Raw genomic sequence first — 17,607 nt, 5'->3', positions numbered from 1 at the left:
GAGCCGGGAATGGCCGGAGCGGCACGGGCACGCAGGAACGCGCCGCCCCGCGAGGACGTCCTGGCCGCCGCCATGGAGATGATCGCCGAGCGCGGTCTGGAGACGCTCACCATGGCGGGGCTCGGCCGCGAGGTCGGGATGAGCAGCGGCCATCTCCTCTACTACTTCCACTCCAAGGACGAGCTCCTGCTGCGCACCCTGGAGTGGAGCGAGGGCCGGCTCGGCGCAGAGCGCGCCCGGCTGCTGGCCCGCGCCGCCCCCGCCCGCGAGCGCCTCGACGCCTATGTCGACCTGTACGTCCCCGACGGCCACCGCGATCCGCACTGGACGCTCTGGCTGGAGGTGTGGAACCGCTCGCAGAACGCCGCCGTCGACGCGGACTCCCGGGACCGCCAGGCGGCCATCGAGGGCGCCTGGCACCGTGATCTGGTCGCCCTGCTGGCGGAAGGGGTGTCGCGGGGCGAGTTCCGGCGCGTGGACCCCGACCGGTTCGCGGCCCGGCTGCGCGCCCTCCTCGACGGCTTCTCCATCCATGTCGCCGTCGGACTGCGGGGCACGGGCCGGGAACAGGTCCTCGGGCACGTCCGCGAGTTCCTGGCCGAGAGCCTGCTCGCGGATGTATGAGAACGCGCTGCTCGCATCCTGAGACACCCGGTGAGCAAACGGACGGACTGTGCCAGACTGCCGCCGTGCTCTCGTTCGCCACGATTATTGGCAGCAGGCGCGCCGGTCCGCAGTGACCGCTCCGTACGACCAGGTACGAGCGGCCATCGTCGTCCTCGACCCGCGCGCAGACCTCTCGCACCCGCGAGGGGTTTTTCGCTTTTCTGGCCCACCTACAGCCGGGAGCGAGAGCGCGAGGGAGCATGGGGGGATGGTGGAGCCGGTCATTCCGGTAACGACCGAGATCCAACACAGGAGCCTTCAGACCATGACCGCAACCAGCGAACTCGACGACTCGTTCCACGTCTTCGACACCACCCTGCGCGACGGCGCGCAGCGTGAGGGCATCAACCTCACCGTCGCCGACAAGCTGGCCATCGCCCGGCACCTGGACGACTTCGGCGTGGGCTTCATCGAGGGCGGCTGGCCGGGCGCCAACCCACGGGACACCGAGTTCTTCGCCCGCGCCCAGGAGGAGATCGACTTCAAGCACGCCCAGCTGGTCGCCTTCGGCGCCACCCGCCGGGCGGGCGCGAAGGCCGCCGAGGACCCGCAGGTCAGGGCGCTGCTGGAGTCGGGTGCCGGGGTGATCACGCTGGTCGCCAAGTCCCACGACCGACACGTCGAGCTGGCTCTGCGCACGACGCTGGACGAGAACCTGGCGATGGTGAGCGACACGGTGTCGTTCCTGAAGGAGCAGGGCCGTCGGGTCTTCGTCGACTGCGAGCACTTCTTCGACGGCTACCGCGCCAACCCGGAGTACGCGAAGGCGGTCGTCCGGGCCGCCGCCGAGGCCGGCGCGGACGTGGTCATCCTCTGCGACACCAACGGCGGCATGCTCCCGGCGCAGATCCAGGCGGTCGTCTCCACGGTCCTCGCCGACACCGGCGCCCGGCTCGGCATCCACACCCAGGACGACACCGGCTGCGCGGTGGCGAACACCCTGGCCGCGGTGGACGCGGGCGCGACGCACGTCCAGTGCACCGCGAACGGCTACGGCGAGCGGGTCGGCAACGCGAACCTGTTCCCGGTGGTCGCGGCCCTGGAGCTGAAGTACGGCAAGAAGGTGCTGCCCGAGGGCAAACTGCGCGAGATGACCCGCATCTCGCACGCGATCGCCGAGGTCGTCAACCTGACGCCGTCCACGCACCAGCCGTACGTGGGAGTCTCGGCCTTCGCCCACAAGGCCGGCCTGCACGCCTCGGCGATCAAGGTCGACCCGGACCTCTACCAGCACATCGACCCCGAGCAGGTCGGCAACACCATGCGGATGCTGGTGTCGGACATGGCCGGACGGGCGTCGGTCGAGCTCAAGGGCAAGGAGCTCGGTGTCGACCTGGGCGGCGACCGCGAACTGGTCGGCCGGGTCGTGGAGCGGGTCAAGGAACGCGAGCTCAAGGGCTACACCTACGAGGCGGCGGACGCCTCCTTCGAGCTGCTCCTGCGGGCCGAGGTCGAGGGCCGGCCGCTGAAGTACTTCGAGGTCGAGTCCTGGCGGGCCATCGTCGAGGACCGCCCCGACGGCACCCACGCGAACGAGGCCACGGTCAAGCTGTGGGCCAAGGGCGAGCGCATCGTCGCGACGGCCGAGGGCAACGGCCCGGTCAACGCCCTGGACCGCTCCCTGCGGGTGGCGCTGGAGAAGATCTACCCCCAGCTGGCCAAGCTCGACCTGGTCGACTACAAGGTCCGCATCCTGGAGGGCGTCCACGGCACCCAGTCCACCACCCGCGTCCTGATCTCCACGACGGACGGCACGGGCGAGTGGTCCACGGTGGGTGTCGCGGAGAACGTGATCGCCGCCTCCTGGCAGGCCCTGGAGGACGCCTACACCTACGGACTGCTGCGGGCCAAGGTGGAGCCCGCCGAGTAGGCGCCGCCGGGCAGGAGTCCTCGGCGAGCCCACGGACTCGCCGAGGCCCGGCCCGGCCGCCGGCCCGGCTTCGGTCGGGTTCCCGGGCGGCCGGGGCCGGGTGAGAACAGCCGGGTGAGAGAACCGGGTGAGCACAGCCGGCCGGGCAGGCCGGGAGGGCGCTGGAACCTCTCCGGGTCCGCCGCCACCGCGGCCCGGCACGGCTCACCGGCCCCCGGCACAGCTCACCGGCCTCCCCCCGGGGGGGGGCTACCGCAGTTGCCACTTCTGGTTGGCCGCCCCCGTGCAGGACCAGATCTGGCCCCGTGCCCCGTTCGCCGACGAGTTGTCCGTGACGTCGAGGCACTTGTTCGCCGCCGTGTTCACGACATCGCCGGTGGTGGCGTTGTACGACCACCGCTGTGCGCCGGTCCCGTTGCAGTCGTACAGCTGGGTCTTCGCGCCGTCGGCCGTCGAACCCCCGACGACGTCGAGGCACTTGCCGAGCGCCTGGAGCGAGCCGTCCGGCTGGACGGTCCAGCGCTGGGCGGCCGACCCGTTGCAGTCGTAGAGCTGCACGGCCGTGCCGTTCGCCGTCGCGCCACCCGCCACGTCCAGGCACTTGCCCGCGAGCCCGGCGAACGACCCCGACCGGCTCGCGTCACCCGACTGCGTCCCCGACCAGGTGAAGGTCGCCGACGTGTTCCCCGGCAGCGAGTACGTCGCGTGCTGCGCGCCCCAGTTGATCGTCACCGTCTTCGCGGTCGAGGCGTCGTTGAAGGCGATCAGCGCCTTGGAGCCGTCGGGGTTGCGCCATGCCACGTTCGGCACGGACGACGACGCCGTCGACGCGATCCGCTGCGCGCCCGGCCGGACGAACTTCGTCAGGTGCCCCATCGTGTAGTACTCGATCGTGTAGTCGACGGTCCCGCTCGCCCCGTCCCCGTTGTGCACGGTGACCAGCCCGTCGCACGTCCCGCAGCCGCCGTTGTGCGGTCCCCGGTTCTGGTCCACGGCCAGCGACCACTTCGTCACCGACTTCGCCCAGTTGCGGGTGTAGTTCACGATGTCGAGCATGTCCTCGCGCTGCTGGTCGGCGATCCACGTTCCGCCGGAGTGCTCGGTGGCGAAGGCGTCCAGCTGCGGGTACTGGTTGTGCACCGACGTCTGCTTCGTCACGTCCCCGCCGTAGCCGTGCCAGGCGATCCCGCCGAAGTTCGGGTGCGAGCGGACCGCCGCGTCGTCCACCGTCTGCGCCGCGTACGCGTCGTAGGTGTCCCAGTTCCAGTCGTGCGCCAGCACCTTCGTCGACAGCCCCGCCGCAGCCAGCTTCGGCAGCAGCTCGCTCTTCGTGAAGTACGCCAGCCCCGAGGCGTTCCAGCTCATCGACGGGTAGCCGGAGCAGCACGTCGGCTCGTTCTGCGCCGTCACGTACGCCACCGGTATGCCCTGGTCCCGGTACGCCTGGAGGTACTTCACGAAGTACGACGCGTACGCCCCGTAGTTCTCCGCCTTCAGCCAGCCGCCGTTGAGCTGTCCGCTGTCCTTCATCCAGGCGGGCGCCGTCCACGGCGACGCCATCACCGTCAGCGCCGGGTTCAGTTCCCGGGCCCGCCGGGTCAGCGGCACCACGTCCGCCAGGTCGTGTGCGATCGAGAACTCCGACAGATCGGCGTCCGTCTGGCCGGCCGGGACGTCGTCGTAGGTGTAGCCGAAGCGGGCGAGGTCCGAGCCGCCCATCGGATTGCGCAGGAACGACAGCCCGATGCCCTCGGTCGGGGAGAACAGCTTGCGCAGGGTCGCCTCCCGGGTCGCCGCGGACAGCGCCCCGCTGCCGTTCATCAGCCAGGCCGCGGTGTCGGTGAAGGACGCGCCGCCGCCGGTGAAGGTCTGGTACCCGGTGTTCTCGTCGACGGTGATGTTCTCGCCGCCGCCGCTGCCCGCTTGGAAGGCGAAGGCGGGCTGGGCCTGCAGACCGCGGACCACGTGCCGCCCGCCGGCGTCGTCCGTGGTGGTGAGCCAGGCCGTGACCTGCTCGCCGGCCGCGTGCGCGGGCGCGACCGCCGCGGTGATCCCGGCGGAGGTGAGCAGACCGGCGAGGAGCAGCCGGAGGACGCGAGTGGATCTCCTCATGGAGCGCCGCCCTTTCGAAGGTGGGGGATGGGGGCGTGCGAGGCGTGAGTAAATGACGGCTTCCAGGGCGCGTCAAGGGGTTGCGCGTTCATCTGTCGAACGAACAACGTCCCTGATCCGGACGGGTGTTGCGGCCGTACCAGTTCCGGTGTGAAGTCTTGACGGCGCAACGGCCCACCAGTTAACTCACGGCGTGATCTAAGTCATGAGTGGACCACGAGAGTAGAGGGACGTTGCATGCGAAGAACCGCCCTGCTCGCCTCCGCCACCCTGCTGGCCGCACTGCTCCCGATGACCACCGCCGCCGGCGCGTCCGGCGCCGACGACCCCGGCCCCGCACCCGTCCCGGTCGACCGCTTCGAGGGTGAGATCCCCTTCGCGAACCCGCCCGCCGAGGGCCTCTTCACCTGGGGCGGCGACGCCGACGACCCGCCCGCCCTCGGGCTGACGTCCCGTGCGGACGCCCCCGAGGGCGACAAGGTCCTCACCGGCAGCTACGACATCAGCGGCTACGGCGGCTTCACCCACGACTTCGCCTTCGCCGAGCCCGCCCACGACTGGTCCGCCCACCGGGGCATCCGGTTCTGGTGGGAGGGCCGGGACAACGGCAAGAAGATCGCCTTCGAGATCAAGGACGGCGGGGCGAACGGAGAGGCGTCCGAGCTCTGGACGACCTCCTTCACCGACGACTGGACCGGCTGGAAACAGGTCGAGATCCCCTTCACCGACTTCACCTATCGCACGGACTACCAGCCCGTCGGCGGCATCGACCAGATCCTCGGCCTCACCGAGACCTGGGGATACGCCCTCACCCTCCCGGTCGGCGTCAAGGGCGACTTCGCCATGGACGGCGTGGAGCTGTACGGCCGGGCGGACCAGTCACTGCGCGCCGCCGTCACCACCGACGCGGCCGTGTACCCGGTCCAGGAGGGCCGAGCGGCCGCCGTCCGGCTCACCGTCGCCACCACCGGCGCCGCCCCCCTCGCCGACCCCGTCACCGTCGCCTACGAGACCGCCGCGACCGGCACCGCCGAGCCCGGCAAGGACTACACTCCGGTCACCGGCACCGTCACCTTCCCGGCGGGCACCCCCTCCGGCACCACCCGCACGGTCGCCGTCCGCACGATCGAGGACAGGAAGGCCGAGTCCGCCGAGACCGTCCCGCTCCGGCTGACCGTCACCGGCGCCAAACCGCCGTCCGAGCACCCGCAGGTGGTGGTCGACGCGCACGGACTGCCTTATCTGAACGCCAAGTTGCCGGTGAAGAGGCGGGTCGCCGATCTCCTGTCGCGGATGAGCCTCGCGGAGAAGGCCGGCCAGATGACCCAGGCGGAGCGCGGCGCGATCACCGCTCCCGGTGACATCGCCGCGTACGACCTCGGCTCACTGCTCTCCGGCGGCGGCTCGACTCCGACGCCCAACACCCCCGAGGCGTGGGCGAAGATGATCGACGCCTTCCAGCTCCGGGCGCAGGCCACCCGCTACCAGATCCCGCTGATCTACGGCGTCGACGCGGTGCACGGCCACAACAACCTGGCCGGCGCGACCGTCATGCCGCACAACATCGGCATCGGGGCGACCAGGGACCCCGGGCTCGCCGAGCGGACCGGCGCGGTGACCGCCGCCGAGGTCCGGGCCACCGGGATCCCCTGGGACTTCGCCCCCTGCCTGTGCGTCACCCGCGACGAACGCTGGGGCCGCTCCTACGAGGCGTACGGCGAGGACCCGGCGCTGGTCCAGGCCATGGAGACGGTGATCCAGGGGCTCCAGGGCCGGGCGAGCGGCGCGGATCTGAAGGACGACGACAAGGTCCTCGCCACCGCCAAGCACTTCGTCGGGGACGGCGGCACCGCGTACGGCTCGTCCACGACCGGCACGTACACCGTCGACCAGGGCGTCACCTCGGTCACCCGGCAGGAGCTGGAGGCCGTGCACCTGGCGCCCTTCCGCACGGCCGTCGACCGCGGGGTCGGCACCGTCATGCCGTCCTACTCCTCGCTCGACATCGCGGGCGACGGCCAGGGGCCGGTGAAGATGCACGCCCGCGCCGACCTGCTGAACGGCGTACTGAAGGACCGTATGGGCTTCGACGGGTTCGTCATCAGCGACTGGGCGGCCATCGACCAACTCCCGGGCGACTACGCCTCCGACGTCCGTGCGTCGGTCAACGCGGGCCTCGACATGATCATGGTCCCGTACGCGTACAAGGACTTCCACGCCACACTGCTCGACGAGGTCGGGGCCGGCCGCATCGGCGAGCGGCGGATCGACGACGCCGTGTCGCGCATCCTCACGCAGAAGTTCAGGCTGGGCCTCTTCGAGAAGCCGTACGCCGACACCGACGGCGCGTCCGCCATCGGCTCCGCCGGGCACCGGGCCGTCGCGCGCCAGGCGGCCGCCGAGTCGCAGGTGCTGCTGAAGAACTCCGGTGGGGTCCTGCCGCTGAAGAAGAACCAGAAGGTGTACGTCGCCGGCTCCAACGCCGACGACATCGGCAACCAGACCGGCGGCTGGACCATCACCTGGCAGGGCGCCTCCGGCGACATCACGCAGGGCACGACGATCCTGGACGGGATGCGGAAGGCCGGCGGCGACGTCACCTACTCCCAGGACGCCTCGGCGTCGACGGACGGGTACGACGTCGGTGTCGTGGTCGTCGGCGAGACCCCGTACGCCGAGGGCGTGGGCGACGTCGGCAACGGCAACGACCTGGAGCTGACGGCCGCCGACCGGGCGGCCGTGGACAAGGTGTGCGCCGCGATGAGGTGCGCGGTGCTGATCGTGTCCGGGCGGCCCCAGCTGATCGGCGACCGGCTCGGCGACATCGACGCGCTGGTCGCCTCCTGGCTGCCGGGCACCGAGGGCGACGGTGTGGCCGACGTCCTGTACGGCAGGCGGCCCTTCACCGGACAGCTTCCGGTGACCTGGCCGAAGACCCAGGCCCAGCTGCCGGTCAACGTCGGCGACGCGGTGTACGACCCGCAGTTCCCCTACGGCTGGGGTCTGACGACGCTGAGCCGAGTGCCGCAGGGCGGCGTGACGGCCCTGAAGGGGCTGAGGGCCGCGGCCGCGGTGGCCGAGCGGGCCGGCGCCGACGAGGTGGGACGGGCGCTGGTCAGGCAGGCCCGGCTCCTCGTCCAGCAGAAGGTGGGCCAAGCCGTGACGGCGGCGGTCGCGAAGCCCTTCGCCGACGCGGACCACCTGCTGCTGACCGGTCGGTACGGAAAGGCGGTGGAGCAGCTGACGGCGGCGTACCGGGCCGCGGCCTAGCCACCGCGTTCGCGATTGCACGAAAAGACCGCTTTCGATGGCTTTCGGGTAGCTTCGAAGTATGAAGGTCGCTCTATCGGCCCGAAGCGTTGCCGGATCGCTGATCGCACTGGCGCTCGCCGTCCTGACCGCTCTGGCGGTCCTGACGGCGGGCGCTCCGCGCGCCTCCGCGGCCACGAGCGTCTCGGTGATCGCCGCGTCCCTGCGCGAGGGCGCGGTCTATGTCGATCCGGAGGCGGGCGCCCAGCTGTCCCAGGCGGAGGCGCACGCCCTCCAGCAGCAGATCGAGGGCGCCGACAAGCCCCTGTTCATCGCCGTCCTGCCCGCCGACTACCCCACGGCGGACCTCTTCACGGACCTGCGCACCGCCACCGGCGTGACCGGCCTGTACGCGATCCGTCTCGGTGACCGCTTCGACGCCCGCGCCGACTCCTCGGTCCTGTCCCGCACGGCCGTCCGCAACCTGGTGGCCAGTGTGCAGGGCGAGGACGACGCCAAGACCCAGCTGACCGACTTCACCGACCGTGCCCTGACGAACATGGGCGGCTCGGCACCCGAGAGCTGGAGCTCCTCGGGCGGCGGTGACGGGATCTCCTCCACCGCGCTGATCACGGCGGGCGTGGTGCTGGTCGCGGGCGGGGCGGGCGCCTACACCCTGGTGCGGCGCAACCGTCGGCGGCACGCGGCGGACCAGCGGGCCGCCCTCGACCGGCTGCGGGTCGTCGTGGACGAGGACATCACGGCCTTCGGCGAGGAACTCGACCGACTGGACTTCAGCCCCTCGGAGCCGGGCGCCGACGACCCCATGCGCGCCGACTACGAACGCGCCCTGGACGCCTACGAGCAGGCGAAGTCGTTCATGGCGGCGGCGACCAGACCCGAGGACGTCCGCCCCGCCACCCAGGCGCTGGAGGACGGCCGCTTCTCCCTCGCACAACTGGCCGCCCGCCGTGCCGGACAGCCGCTGCCCGAACGCCGGCCGCCGTGCTTCTTCGACCCCCGTCACGGCCCCTCGGTCGCCGACGCCGGCTGGACGCCGCCCGGCGGTGCCACCCGCGAGGTCCCGGTCTGCGCCGCGGACGCGACCCGTCTGGCCGACGGCCGCGACCCGGTGATCCGCGAGGTCGACAGCGACTACGGCCGCCGCCCGTACTGGGAGGCGGGCCCCGCCTACGGCCCCTGGGCGGGTGGCTACTTCGGCGGCGGCATCCTGCCCGGCCTCCTCGTCGGCACGATGCTCGGCGGCATCATGGCCGGCCCGTCCTACGCCTCCGACTACGGCAGCGGCTACGGCGACTTCGGCGGGGGGTATGACGGAGGCGACGTCTCCGGCGCCGACTTCGACCCCGGCGACTTCGGCGGCTTCGGGGGCGGCGGGGGAGGGGACTTCGGCGGAGGCGGCGGGGGCGACTTCGGAGGCGGGTTCTGAAGCCGGCTCCGGTGCCGCCGGTTCAGCCGCGCGTGTCGTCGTGCCGACCGGTCGTGTCGGCTGCCCTGCGGCGGCAGGCGGCGGCGGCGTCCGGTGCGCCCGCGCGGTCGTAGGCGCCGGCGGCAGCCGTCCACGCGACCGCGGCGTCGCCGTCCCGCCCGACGGCGGCCACGAGCGTGGCGACGTTCAGGTGTGTCTCCGCGACGCGGTACCAGTCGTCCACCTCGACGAGCAGGGCGACGGCCCGCCGGAAGGCGGTCAGCGCGGCGCCGACCTGGCCCAGGTCTCCCAGCGCGGTCGCGAGATTGTGCCAGGTGATGCCCTCCCACAGGGGGTTGCCCTGGTCGGCGTAGATCGAACGGGCCTGGAGAAAGGCCTTCTTGGCATCGCGGTGGCGGCCGAGCGCCGCCAGCACCAGGCCCTCGCCGTTCCAGGTGTTCGCGACGCCGTCCTGGTCGCCGAGTTCCGCGAAGACGCGCCGGGCGCCGGTGAAGGCGGTGAGCGCCTCGCCGAACCGGCGCAGGTCGTACAGGGCGTTGCCGACGGCGCACGAGGCGGTGGCCACGCCGTGCGGGACGCGCAGCTCCGTGTAGATCGCGACTGCCTGCTGGGACGCGACGATCGCCTCGGCACGTCGGTCCAGCTTCATCAGCGCGTTGGCGTGGTGGGTCAGGGCCGATCCCTCGTGCATCCGGTCCCCGCACCGTACGGCGGCCTCCCGGGCGGCCCGTGTCACCGCCGCCGCGTCGCCGAGGTACCGGCGCTGCTGGAGGTAGCCGGACAGGCTCAGGCCCACCGCCACGACATGCTCCGCGCACCCGGGCCGGTCCGTCCAGGCGGTGGCGCCCACGAGCCCCGCCCGCTCGGCGTCCAGCCAGGCCAGCGCCGCCTCGCGGCCGTCGAACAGATCCCCGTCGGGCAGCGCGGACCGGCTCGCGCGCCATTGCACGTCGGCGGCTCGGGCGTGGCGGGCGTAGTGGGCGAGCAACCGGGCGCGCGCGACGTCGTTGTCCCGTTCCGTCGGGAGGTCGCCCCGGCCGATGCCGAGGGCATGGGCCCGCACCAGATCGTGCATCCGCCATCGGGTGCCGTCCGCGGACGGTGTGACGAGTGAGGCGGAGTCCAGGTCCTCCAGCAGTCTCAGTACGGCGGACTCGGTGAGGTCGGTCAGCACGGCGGCGGTCCGGGTGCTCACGTCGTTCACCGGCGCCTGCCCCAGCAGCCGGAACAGCCGGCGCTGGTCCGGGCCCAGCCGGGCACAGCTGACGTCGAACACCGAGCGCAGATCGCGTGCGCCGCCGGTGCCGTGACTGAGGGTGCCCAGCAGGTCCTGGGCCTCCCGCAACTCCTCGACCAGCGCCGACACGGGACGGCGCCGGCGGCGGCGCAGCTGGGCCGTCGTGACCAGCAGGGCGAGCGGCAGATGGCCGCAGAGCGCGCAGAGCTCACGCAGGGCGTCGGGCTCGCGGGCGGCCCGGTCGTCGTCCGGGTCGGTGTTCCGCAGCAGCCGCTCCACCAGGGCGACGGCCGCGTCGGGTGCCAGCTCGTCCAGCCGGACCAGCCGCGTGGGCAGCCAGTCCAGGGTGTCGCGCGAGGTCAGCAGGACGCGGTGCCGGCCCTCGCCCGGCAGGAGGGGTTCGACCTGGGCCGGGTCGGAGACGTTGTCGAGGACGACGAGCACCGGCTCCCGTCCGGCGAGCTGCGAACGGTACAGCGCGTACTGGTCCGCGGGTGTGGCGGGCACGTCCGCGTCCCGTACGCCGAGGGCCCGGAGCAGCGACAGCACGGCCTGGTCCGCGGTCGTCCGTGCGCTGTCGTATCCGCGCAGATCGACGAAGAGCGCGCCGCCCGGGAACCAGCCCCGCTCGCGGGCGGCATGGGCCGTGTGCACCGCGAGGGCCGTTTTGCCGATGCCGCCCAGACCGGCGACGGCGGAGATCAGTACCGGTTCGCCGTCCGGCCCGGTACCGGGTCCGAGCGCGGTCAGCAGCTGCTCGACGGCGGCGTCGCGCCCGGTGAAGGCGGCCGGCCGGACGGGCAGCGCGGCGGTCGCCGTGGGGGCGGGGCCATGGTGGTGGTGTTCCGCCATGCCGGTGACGGGGCCGTAGTAGGTCCCCCCGCTGAACCCGACGTGATCACCGCTCAGCACGCGCTGCATCGACCCCCGTGTCCGTGGCGCGACTTGACGGTTCAGGACGGTACCGCACCCGCCACGGGCCCGGCACGCAGCGGTGCCGGGCCCGTGGTCGTGCGACGGGGGGTGTGCGTCAGAGCGAGGCCGCCGCCGAGGCGATGGCCGAGGCGAAGGTGGAGACCTCGGAGTAGACGCCGGGGGCGTTGGCCCGGGCGCAGCCGATGCCCCAGCTCACGATGCCGACCTGGATCCAGGCGTTGTTGGCGTCCCGGCGGAACATCGGGCCGCCCGAGTCGCCCTGGCAGGTGTCGGTGCCGCCGGCCGCGTATCCGGCGCAGATCTCGTCACTGGCGACGAGACCGCTGTAGCCGCTGTACGCGCGACAGGTGGCGTCGCTCACGAACGGCACGGTGGCCTTGAGCAGGTAGCGCTGCTGGGCGCCGCCCTCGGAGGCCGAGCCCCAGCCGGCGATGGTGAAGGTGCCGGTGTTGTACTGCGTGGTGGTGGCGATCTTCAGGGTGGACTGGGTGGTGATGGGCGAGGCGAGCTTGATGAGCGCCCAGTCCTTGCCGTTGCCGTTGTAGCCGGGGGCCCGGTACACGTAGGTCGACTTCACCTGGACCCGGCCGGTGGTGGACTGGAGGTCCACGACGCCGGCGGTGGCGGTGATGCTGGTGTTGGCGCCGGTCCCGCTGACGCAGTGCGCGGCGGTGAGCACGATCTGCTGGGTGTAGAGCGCCCCGCCACAGCCCATGGAGAGCCGGACCATGAACGGGAACTCGCCCTGCGCGGCACGGGTTCCGCCGACGACGGGGGCGGGGGCGGCCTGTGCTGACGAGAGGGGCTGAAGGCTGGCGATCGCGAGGGCTGCCGCGCCGACGGCTGCGAATCTCTTGAGCGCTGTGAGGAGCTTCTTCAAGGTGCTGCCTTCCGTGGGGGGTTGGCTTTGACGAGAGCATGTCAACGCAAACTGCGCACCGCGAAGCTGTGCACCGCAAAGAAACGTCCATGCGCTGGCATGGTCAGGTCAAATCTGTTGCTGGATTATGGGAACCCCGCAAGCCCTCACACAAGGGGGCTGATTCGGCCACATCAGCCCCCCGGCAGCCTCACCCCGCCACCGGCAGCCTCACCCTCCGGCGGCTCCGCCGTCCGGCTGGCGGCCGCGCTCGCCGGGGCGCGGCCGGCCGCCAGTACGTCTCGGCCGGTCTCAGTCCTGGACCGCCGCCTTGGCGAAGTCGAGCAGTCCGCCGAAGTCGAGCGCCCCGGGATCCCCGTGCGCGTTCTCCGGCACGTGCATGTGCCCGCACACGCCCTTGAACGCGTTCCACCGCTCCCCGCTCATCCGCTGACCGCCCCCATTTCCGGCGGACTTCGGGTAGGCGGGCCAGAGCGCCGGTCCGCGCAGGGGGACATGGTGGTGGATGTGCATCCAGGCCAGGTACTCGGCGACGGCGCGCAACGCCCACTCCGGTGCCTTCGGCCAGTAGACGTGGGCCTGGCCGCGGGCCTTCCACTTGGCGTGCAGGTCGGGGTCGCAGGTGCCGACGAGTTCCGCCTGGCAGACGTTCAGCGTGTTCGTCTCGACACCGCCGCGCTTGTTGACCAGCGCGCGCGAGGAGACGTCGATCTCGAAGTGCTGGTACCACTTCAGCTTCCTGGCGGCGAAGTCCGGCACGGCCGTCAGGTTGGGCGCGGCGGAGCCGCCCTGGTAGTCGGGCAGTGAACGCCCTTCGGTGGTGTGCAGAACGACGACGTTGACCTCCATGCGGTCACCGCCGAAGTCGTCCTGGTACCAGTGGTCGCGGTTCGCGCCGGGATAGTGCTGGGGTCCGGTCCTGGTGCTCATGCCTCGCGACTGTGACACGGAACAGGGAAAGGGGCCGGGAGCTCTTCGCTTCCGACCCCTATTCGCCGTTTTCCACCGTATTCAGCCGAACGCTTACGCGTTCTTGATCGCCGAGATGTCGAAGTTCAGCTTGATCTTGTCCGAGACCAGAACGCCGCCCGTCTCCAGCGCCGCGTTCCAGGTCAGGCCCCATGCCGAGCGAAGGATCTCGGCCTTGCCCTCGAAGCCGACACGCTCGTTGCCGAACGGGTCCTTGGCGGCGCCGTTGAACTCCAGGTCGATGCTGAGCGGCTTGGTGACGCCGAGGATGGTCAGGTCACCGGTGATCCGGTAGTCGTCGCCGCCCAGCGCCTCCGCCGAGGTGGCGCGGAAGGTCATCGTCGGGAACTCGTCGGTCTTGAAGAAGTCGGCGGTCTTCAGGTGGCCGTCGCGGTCGGCGGACCCGGTGTCGATGCTGTCCATCGTGACGTCGATGGTGGCGCTGGACTTCGACGGGTCGGTGCCGTCCAGGTGCAGCGAGCCGGTGAAGTCGTTGAACTTGCCCTTGACGTTCGTGACCATCGCGTGGCGCGCGACGAAGCCGAGCGTCGAGTGGGCGGGGTCGATCGAGTAGTCGCCGGTCAGGGCGGCGAGCTCGGGGCTCACCGTGGCGTCGGCGACGGCGGTGACGGTCTCGTCGGTGTTCTTGCGGCCGAAGATACCCATGACGTGCTCCTTGGGGACGGGAAGATCGAGTATGTTTAATCTTCAACGAGGTCAACAGGGACGACCGTAGACCTATTCCGTTCAATGTTCAACATCTTCGGCCCGGTAGGGTCTGCCGGGGTCCGGTTGCCGTGACCGCCGTCCGGACGCTCCGTTTCACTCCGGCGAGGGCATGTGCGCGCCCGGAATGTGAGGCGGGTCTCAGTCCCGGGGTTTGTGTGACCCCTACAAGCCCCATCCCCTCTGAGCAGTCGGAACGGCTGCATGCCCGCCCGGTTCTGTTCAGGGCTACCAGGAAAACGCTCCGGAGACTGTACGGAGTCGACGTCCCTCTTTCCTTGGTGGGCTTCGTAAGGTCACTACATGACCGTTTTGGAAGAGACGACGGGCGAGCCGATCGCAGAGCCTTCGGAACCCACGGATGCGCGCGGCCGCGTGGCCGAGCTGCACCAGATCCGTGCCCAGGCGCTGGCCGGCCCGAGCGAGAAGGCGACCCAGGCGCAGCACGCCAAGGGCAAGCTGACCGCCCGGGAGCGGATCGAGCTGCTCCTCGACCCGGGGTCCTTCCAGGAGGTCGAGCAGCTGCGTCGGCACCGGGCGACCGGATTCGGCCTCGAGGCCAAGAAGCCGTTCACCGACGGTGTGATCACCGGCTGGGGCACGGTGGAGGGCCGTACGGTCTTCGTCTACGCCCATGACTTCCGTATCTTCGGCGGCGCGCTGGGCGAGGCCCACGCCACGAAGATCCACAAGATCATGGACATGGCCATCGCGGCCGGCGCCCCGCTGGTCTCGCTCAACGACGGCGCCGGCGCCCGTATCCAGGAGGGCGTCTCCGCCCTCGCCGGTTACGGCGGCATCTTCCAGCGCAACACCAGGGCGAGCGGGGTGATCCCGCAGATCTCGGTCATGCTGGGCCCCTGTGCGGGCGGCGCGGCCTACAGCCCCGCCCTCACCGATTTCGTCTTCATGGTCCGCGAGACCTCGCAGATGTTCATCACCGGTCCGGACGTGGTCAAGGCCGTCACCGGCGAGGAGATCAGCCAGAACGGCCTCGGCGGCGCCGACGTGCACGCCGAGACCTCCGGTGTCTGTCACTTCGCGTACGACGACGAGGAGACCTGCATCGCGGAGGTCCGCTACCTCCTCTCGCTGCTCCCGCAGAACAACCGTGAGAACCCCCCGCGCACCGAGCCCACCGACCCGGCCGACCGCCGCGGCGACGTCCTGCTCGACCTGGTCCCGGCGGACGGCAACCGTCCGTACGACATGACCAAGGTCATCGAGGAGATCGTCGACGACGGCGAGTACGTGGAGATCCACGAACGCTGGGCCCGCAACATCATCTGCGCGCTGGCCCGGCTCGACGGCCAGGTCGTCGGCATCGTGGCCAACCAGCCGCAGGCCCTCGCCGGTGTCCTGGACATCGAGGCGTCGGAAAAAGCTGCACGCTTTGTCCAGATGTGTGACGCTTTCAATATCCCGATCGTCACCTTCCTGGACGTCCCTGGATTCCTCCCGGGCGTCGACCAGGAGCACGGCGGAATCATCCGGCACGGAGCGAAGCTGCTCTACGCCTACTGCAACGCGACCGTGCCGCGTATCTCCCTGATCCTGCGCAAGGCCTACGGAGGTGCCTACATCGTCATGGACAGCCAGTCCATCGGCGCCGACCTCACCTACGCCTGGCCGACGAACGAGATCGCCGTGATGGGCGCCGAAGGTGCCGCCAACGTCATCTTCCGGCGTCAGATCGCCGAGGCCGAGGACCCCGAGGCCATGCGGGCCCGCATGGTCAAGGAGTACAAGTCCGAGCTGATGCACCCGTACTACGCGGCGGAACGCGGACTGGTCGACGACGTCATCGACCCGGCCGAGACCCGTGAGGTCCTCATCAGGTCGCTGGCCATGCTCCAGTCGAAGCATGCGGACCTGCCCTCGCGCAAGCACGGCAACCCCCCGCAGTAACCCGGCAGATCCCACGGCTAACCCACTGGATCCCCTGCGGAAACCTCATCCACGGAGACTTGCACCCATGAACGCTCCCGACATCCGCGTCGAAAAGGGCCACGCCGAGCCCGAGGAAGTCGCCGCCATCACGGCGATCCTCCTGGCCCGCGCGGCCGCCCAGTCGTCCCCCACCGAGACCCACCGAGGCCGCCCCAAGGCCGGCTGGCGCCGCCTGGAGCGCGAGGGCGGCTTCCGCGCCCCGCACAGCTGGCACTAGGCACCGCGCCGCTCCCAGCCGCTTCACCGTACGAAGAAGGGGCCCCTCTCGCCGAGAGGGGCCCCTTCTTCGTGTTCCTCGTGCGTGTGGCGCAGACCCGGCCGAACACGTGGGCGGCCCCTCCCGAACCGGGAGGGGCCGCCCACCTGTCACTCCGTCGGCCTACCGCAGGCGGGCCATCAACGCGTGCTCCACGAGCGTGATCAGCGCCGACTTGGCGTCCGCGCGGTGGCGGGCGTCGGTCGTGATGATCGGGGTGTCGGGACCGATCTGCAGGGCCTCGCGGACCTCGTCCGGCTGGTAGGGCTGCGAGCCGTCGAAGCCGTTGAGGGCGACGACGAACGGCAGGCCGCTGTTCTCGAAGTAGTCGACCGCCGGGAAGCAGTCGGCGAGACGGCGGGTGTCCACGAGCACGATCGCGCCGATCGCGCCGCGCACCAGGTCGTCCCACATGAACCAGAACCGGTCCTGGCCCGGCGTACCGAACAGGTACAGGATCAGGTCCTGGTCCAGGGTGATACGGCCGAAGTCCATGGCCACCGTGGTGGTGGTCTTGTCCCCGGTGTGGGTCAGGTCGTCGATCCCCGCCGACGCGGACGTCATGACGGCCTCGGTGCGCAGCGGGTTGATCTCCGAGACAGCCCCGACGAACGTGGTCTTGCCCACGCCGAAGCCGCCCGCCACCACGATCTTCGCGGAAGTGGTGGAGCGGGACGGACCCCCGCTAGAGCTTGCGAAGTCCACTGAGCACCCTTTCGAGCAGTGTCACGTCTGGCTGGCCGCCGGCGCTCTCGTCGCCGCCGGGCTGATGGATGGCGACCAGTCCCGCCTCCGCCAAGTCGGCGACGAGGATCCTGGCCACGCCGAGAGGGATGGTCAGCAGTGCCGAGATCTCGGCGACCGACTTGATCTCTCGGCAGAGGTTGCAGATCCGCTGATGCTCGGGCAGTTGGCCCTGCATCTGGTGCGGCTGCGCAGTGGTGTGCACCAGCGCCTCGATGGCGAGCTGGTAACGCGGGCGGGTCCGGCCACCGGTCATGGCGTACGGACGCACCAGCGGGTTGTTCGACGCCCCTGCGGGCGCCGGCTCCGGGGTGCGGCGGTGCGGCTGTACGGGCTGGATGCGCGGGGCCGACGGCTGGTCGTACGGTGACGGCCCGGGACCCTGCGGACCCTGGGGCGTGTACGGCCGCTGCTGGCTGGGCGCGGAGGGGAAGTTGTAACGGTTCGGGTTCTGGGAACCGTCGCCCTGGCCCTGGGCAGGGCCGTACGACCAGTTGCCCGAATTCGATCCGCCTGGGGGTGTTGCCACTCTCTCTCCTCCTCCGATGTGCCTGGCACCCAT

Annotated in this window: 13 protein-coding genes; 6 read left to right on the top strand and 7 right to left on the bottom strand. The window is 71.0% G+C overall.

The window, feature by feature from the left end:
- Positions 1 to 9 precede the first annotated feature (9 nt).
- Both OHU34_RS12915 and cimA read left to right on the top strand, forming a co-directional pair.
- Entirely contained in the window at positions 10 to 624 is a 615-nt protein-coding gene (locus OHU34_RS12915; protein WP_142266294.1) for a TetR/AcrR family transcriptional regulator, read from the top strand.
- Between the two features lie 307 nt (positions 625 to 931).
- The gene (gene cimA, locus OHU34_RS12910; protein WP_054239782.1) at positions 932 to 2,536 is read left to right on the top strand and encodes a citramalate synthase; all 1,605 of its coding nucleotides are present in this window, start codon (positions 932 to 934) and stop codon (positions 2,534 to 2,536) included.
- A gap of 249 nt (positions 2,537 to 2,785) precedes the next feature.
- On the opposite strand, the gene OHU34_RS12905 is transcribed toward cimA, so the two are convergent.
- A complete protein-coding gene (locus OHU34_RS12905; RefSeq protein WP_405766377.1) occupies positions 2,786 to 4,648 on the bottom strand; it encodes a ricin-type beta-trefoil lectin domain protein in 1,863 nt (620 codons plus the stop codon).
- A gap of 237 nt (positions 4,649 to 4,885) precedes the next feature.
- Here OHU34_RS12905 and OHU34_RS12900 point away from each other — a divergent pair, with 237 nt between their 5' ends.
- Together OHU34_RS12900 and OHU34_RS12895 are read left to right on the top strand one after the other, a co-directional pair.
- Positions 4,886 to 7,918 (top strand): glycoside hydrolase family 3 protein, encoded by a 3,033-nt coding sequence (locus OHU34_RS12900; protein WP_405766375.1) that lies wholly within the window; start codon positions 4,886 to 4,888, stop codon positions 7,916 to 7,918.
- Between the two features lie 61 nt (positions 7,919 to 7,979).
- Positions 7,980 to 9,347 carry a hypothetical protein gene (locus OHU34_RS12895; RefSeq protein ID WP_142266298.1) on the top strand — a complete coding sequence of 456 codons (1,368 nt, stop codon included), beginning with the start codon at positions 7,980 to 7,982 and terminating at the stop codon, positions 9,345 to 9,347.
- 22 nt (positions 9,348 to 9,369) lie between these two features.
- Here the strand turns inward: OHU34_RS12895 and OHU34_RS12890 are convergent, their stop codons facing one another.
- The 4 genes from OHU34_RS12890 to OHU34_RS12875 form a co-directional block, all read right to left on the bottom strand.
- Positions 9,370 to 11,505 (bottom strand): tetratricopeptide repeat protein, encoded by a 2,136-nt coding sequence (locus tag OHU34_RS12890; RefSeq protein ID WP_405766373.1) that lies wholly within the window; start codon positions 11,503 to 11,505, stop codon positions 9,370 to 9,372.
- Between the two features lie 109 nt (positions 11,506 to 11,614).
- Entirely contained in the window at positions 11,615 to 12,400 is a 786-nt protein-coding gene (locus OHU34_RS12885) for a trypsin-like serine protease (protein ID WP_142266300.1), read from the bottom strand.
- Positions 12,401 to 12,691: 291 nt separating this feature from the next.
- Positions 12,692 to 13,330 (bottom strand): hypothetical protein, encoded by a 639-nt coding sequence (locus OHU34_RS12880; protein ID WP_020131453.1) that lies wholly within the window; start codon positions 13,328 to 13,330, stop codon positions 12,692 to 12,694.
- 93 nt (positions 13,331 to 13,423) lie between these two features.
- A complete protein-coding gene (locus OHU34_RS12875) occupies positions 13,424 to 14,035 on the bottom strand; it encodes a YceI family protein (RefSeq protein ID WP_142266301.1) in 612 nt (203 codons plus the stop codon).
- A 363-nt stretch (positions 14,036 to 14,398) separates the two neighbouring features.
- On the opposite strand from OHU34_RS12875, the gene OHU34_RS12870 reads away from it, so the two are divergent.
- Together OHU34_RS12870 and OHU34_RS12865 are read left to right on the top strand one after the other, a co-directional pair.
- Positions 14,399 to 16,003: an acyl-CoA carboxylase subunit beta gene (locus OHU34_RS12870; protein WP_142266302.1), complete on the top strand. Its 1,605-nt coding sequence runs from the start codon at positions 14,399 to 14,401 to the stop codon at positions 16,001 to 16,003.
- 67 nt (positions 16,004 to 16,070) lie between these two features.
- A complete protein-coding gene (locus OHU34_RS12865; protein ID WP_020131456.1) occupies positions 16,071 to 16,262 on the top strand; it encodes an acyl-CoA carboxylase subunit epsilon in 192 nt (63 codons plus the stop codon).
- A gap of 162 nt (positions 16,263 to 16,424) precedes the next feature.
- On the opposite strand, the gene OHU34_RS12860 is transcribed toward OHU34_RS12865, so the two are convergent.
- Positions 16,425 to 17,006, bottom strand: coding sequence for an ATP/GTP-binding protein (locus OHU34_RS12860; protein ID WP_054239772.1), 582 nt, complete (start codon positions 17,004 to 17,006; stop codon positions 16,425 to 16,427).
- Positions 16,987 to 17,574 (bottom strand): DUF742 domain-containing protein, encoded by a 588-nt coding sequence (locus OHU34_RS12855; RefSeq protein WP_028807404.1) that lies wholly within the window; start codon positions 17,572 to 17,574, stop codon positions 16,987 to 16,989. The genes OHU34_RS12860 and OHU34_RS12855 overlap by 20 nt, the downstream gene beginning before the upstream one ends.
- Positions 17,575 to 17,607 lie beyond the last annotated feature (33 nt).

This window comes from Streptomyces sp. NBC_00080 (assembly GCF_045041255.1).
Taxonomy (GTDB): domain Bacteria; phylum Actinomycetota; class Actinomycetes; order Streptomycetales; family Streptomycetaceae; genus Streptomyces; species Streptomyces coriariae.
This window is presented reverse-complemented; position numbering and strand designations above follow the sequence as displayed.

Excerpts from the sequence above, each read along its gene's own strand:
- OHU34_RS12915 (WP_142266294.1), top strand. The coding sequence starts at position 10 with ATGGCCGGAGCGGCACGGGCACGCAGGAACGCGCCGCCCCGCGAGGAC.
- cimA (WP_054239782.1), top strand. The coding sequence starts at position 932 with ATGACCGCAACCAGCGAACTCGACGACTCGTTCCACGTCTTCGACACC.
- OHU34_RS12905 (WP_405766377.1), bottom strand. The coding sequence starts at position 4,648 with ATGAGGAGATCCACTCGCGTCCTCCGGCTGCTCCTCGCCGGTCTGCTC.
- OHU34_RS12900 (WP_405766375.1), top strand. The coding sequence starts at position 4,886 with ATGCGAAGAACCGCCCTGCTCGCCTCCGCCACCCTGCTGGCCGCACTG.
- OHU34_RS12895 (WP_142266298.1), top strand. The coding sequence starts at position 7,980 with ATGAAGGTCGCTCTATCGGCCCGAAGCGTTGCCGGATCGCTGATCGCA.
- OHU34_RS12890 (WP_405766373.1), bottom strand. The coding sequence starts at position 11,505 with ATGCAGCGCGTGCTGAGCGGTGATCACGTCGGGTTCAGCGGGGGGACC.
- OHU34_RS12880 (WP_020131453.1), bottom strand. The coding sequence starts at position 13,330 with ATGAGCACCAGGACCGGACCCCAGCACTATCCCGGCGCGAACCGCGAC.
- OHU34_RS12875 (WP_142266301.1), bottom strand. The coding sequence starts at position 14,035 with ATGGGTATCTTCGGCCGCAAGAACACCGACGAGACCGTCACCGCCGTC.
- OHU34_RS12870 (WP_142266302.1), top strand. The coding sequence starts at position 14,399 with ATGACCGTTTTGGAAGAGACGACGGGCGAGCCGATCGCAGAGCCTTCG.
- OHU34_RS12865 (WP_020131456.1), top strand. The coding sequence starts at position 16,071 with ATGAACGCTCCCGACATCCGCGTCGAAAAGGGCCACGCCGAGCCCGAG.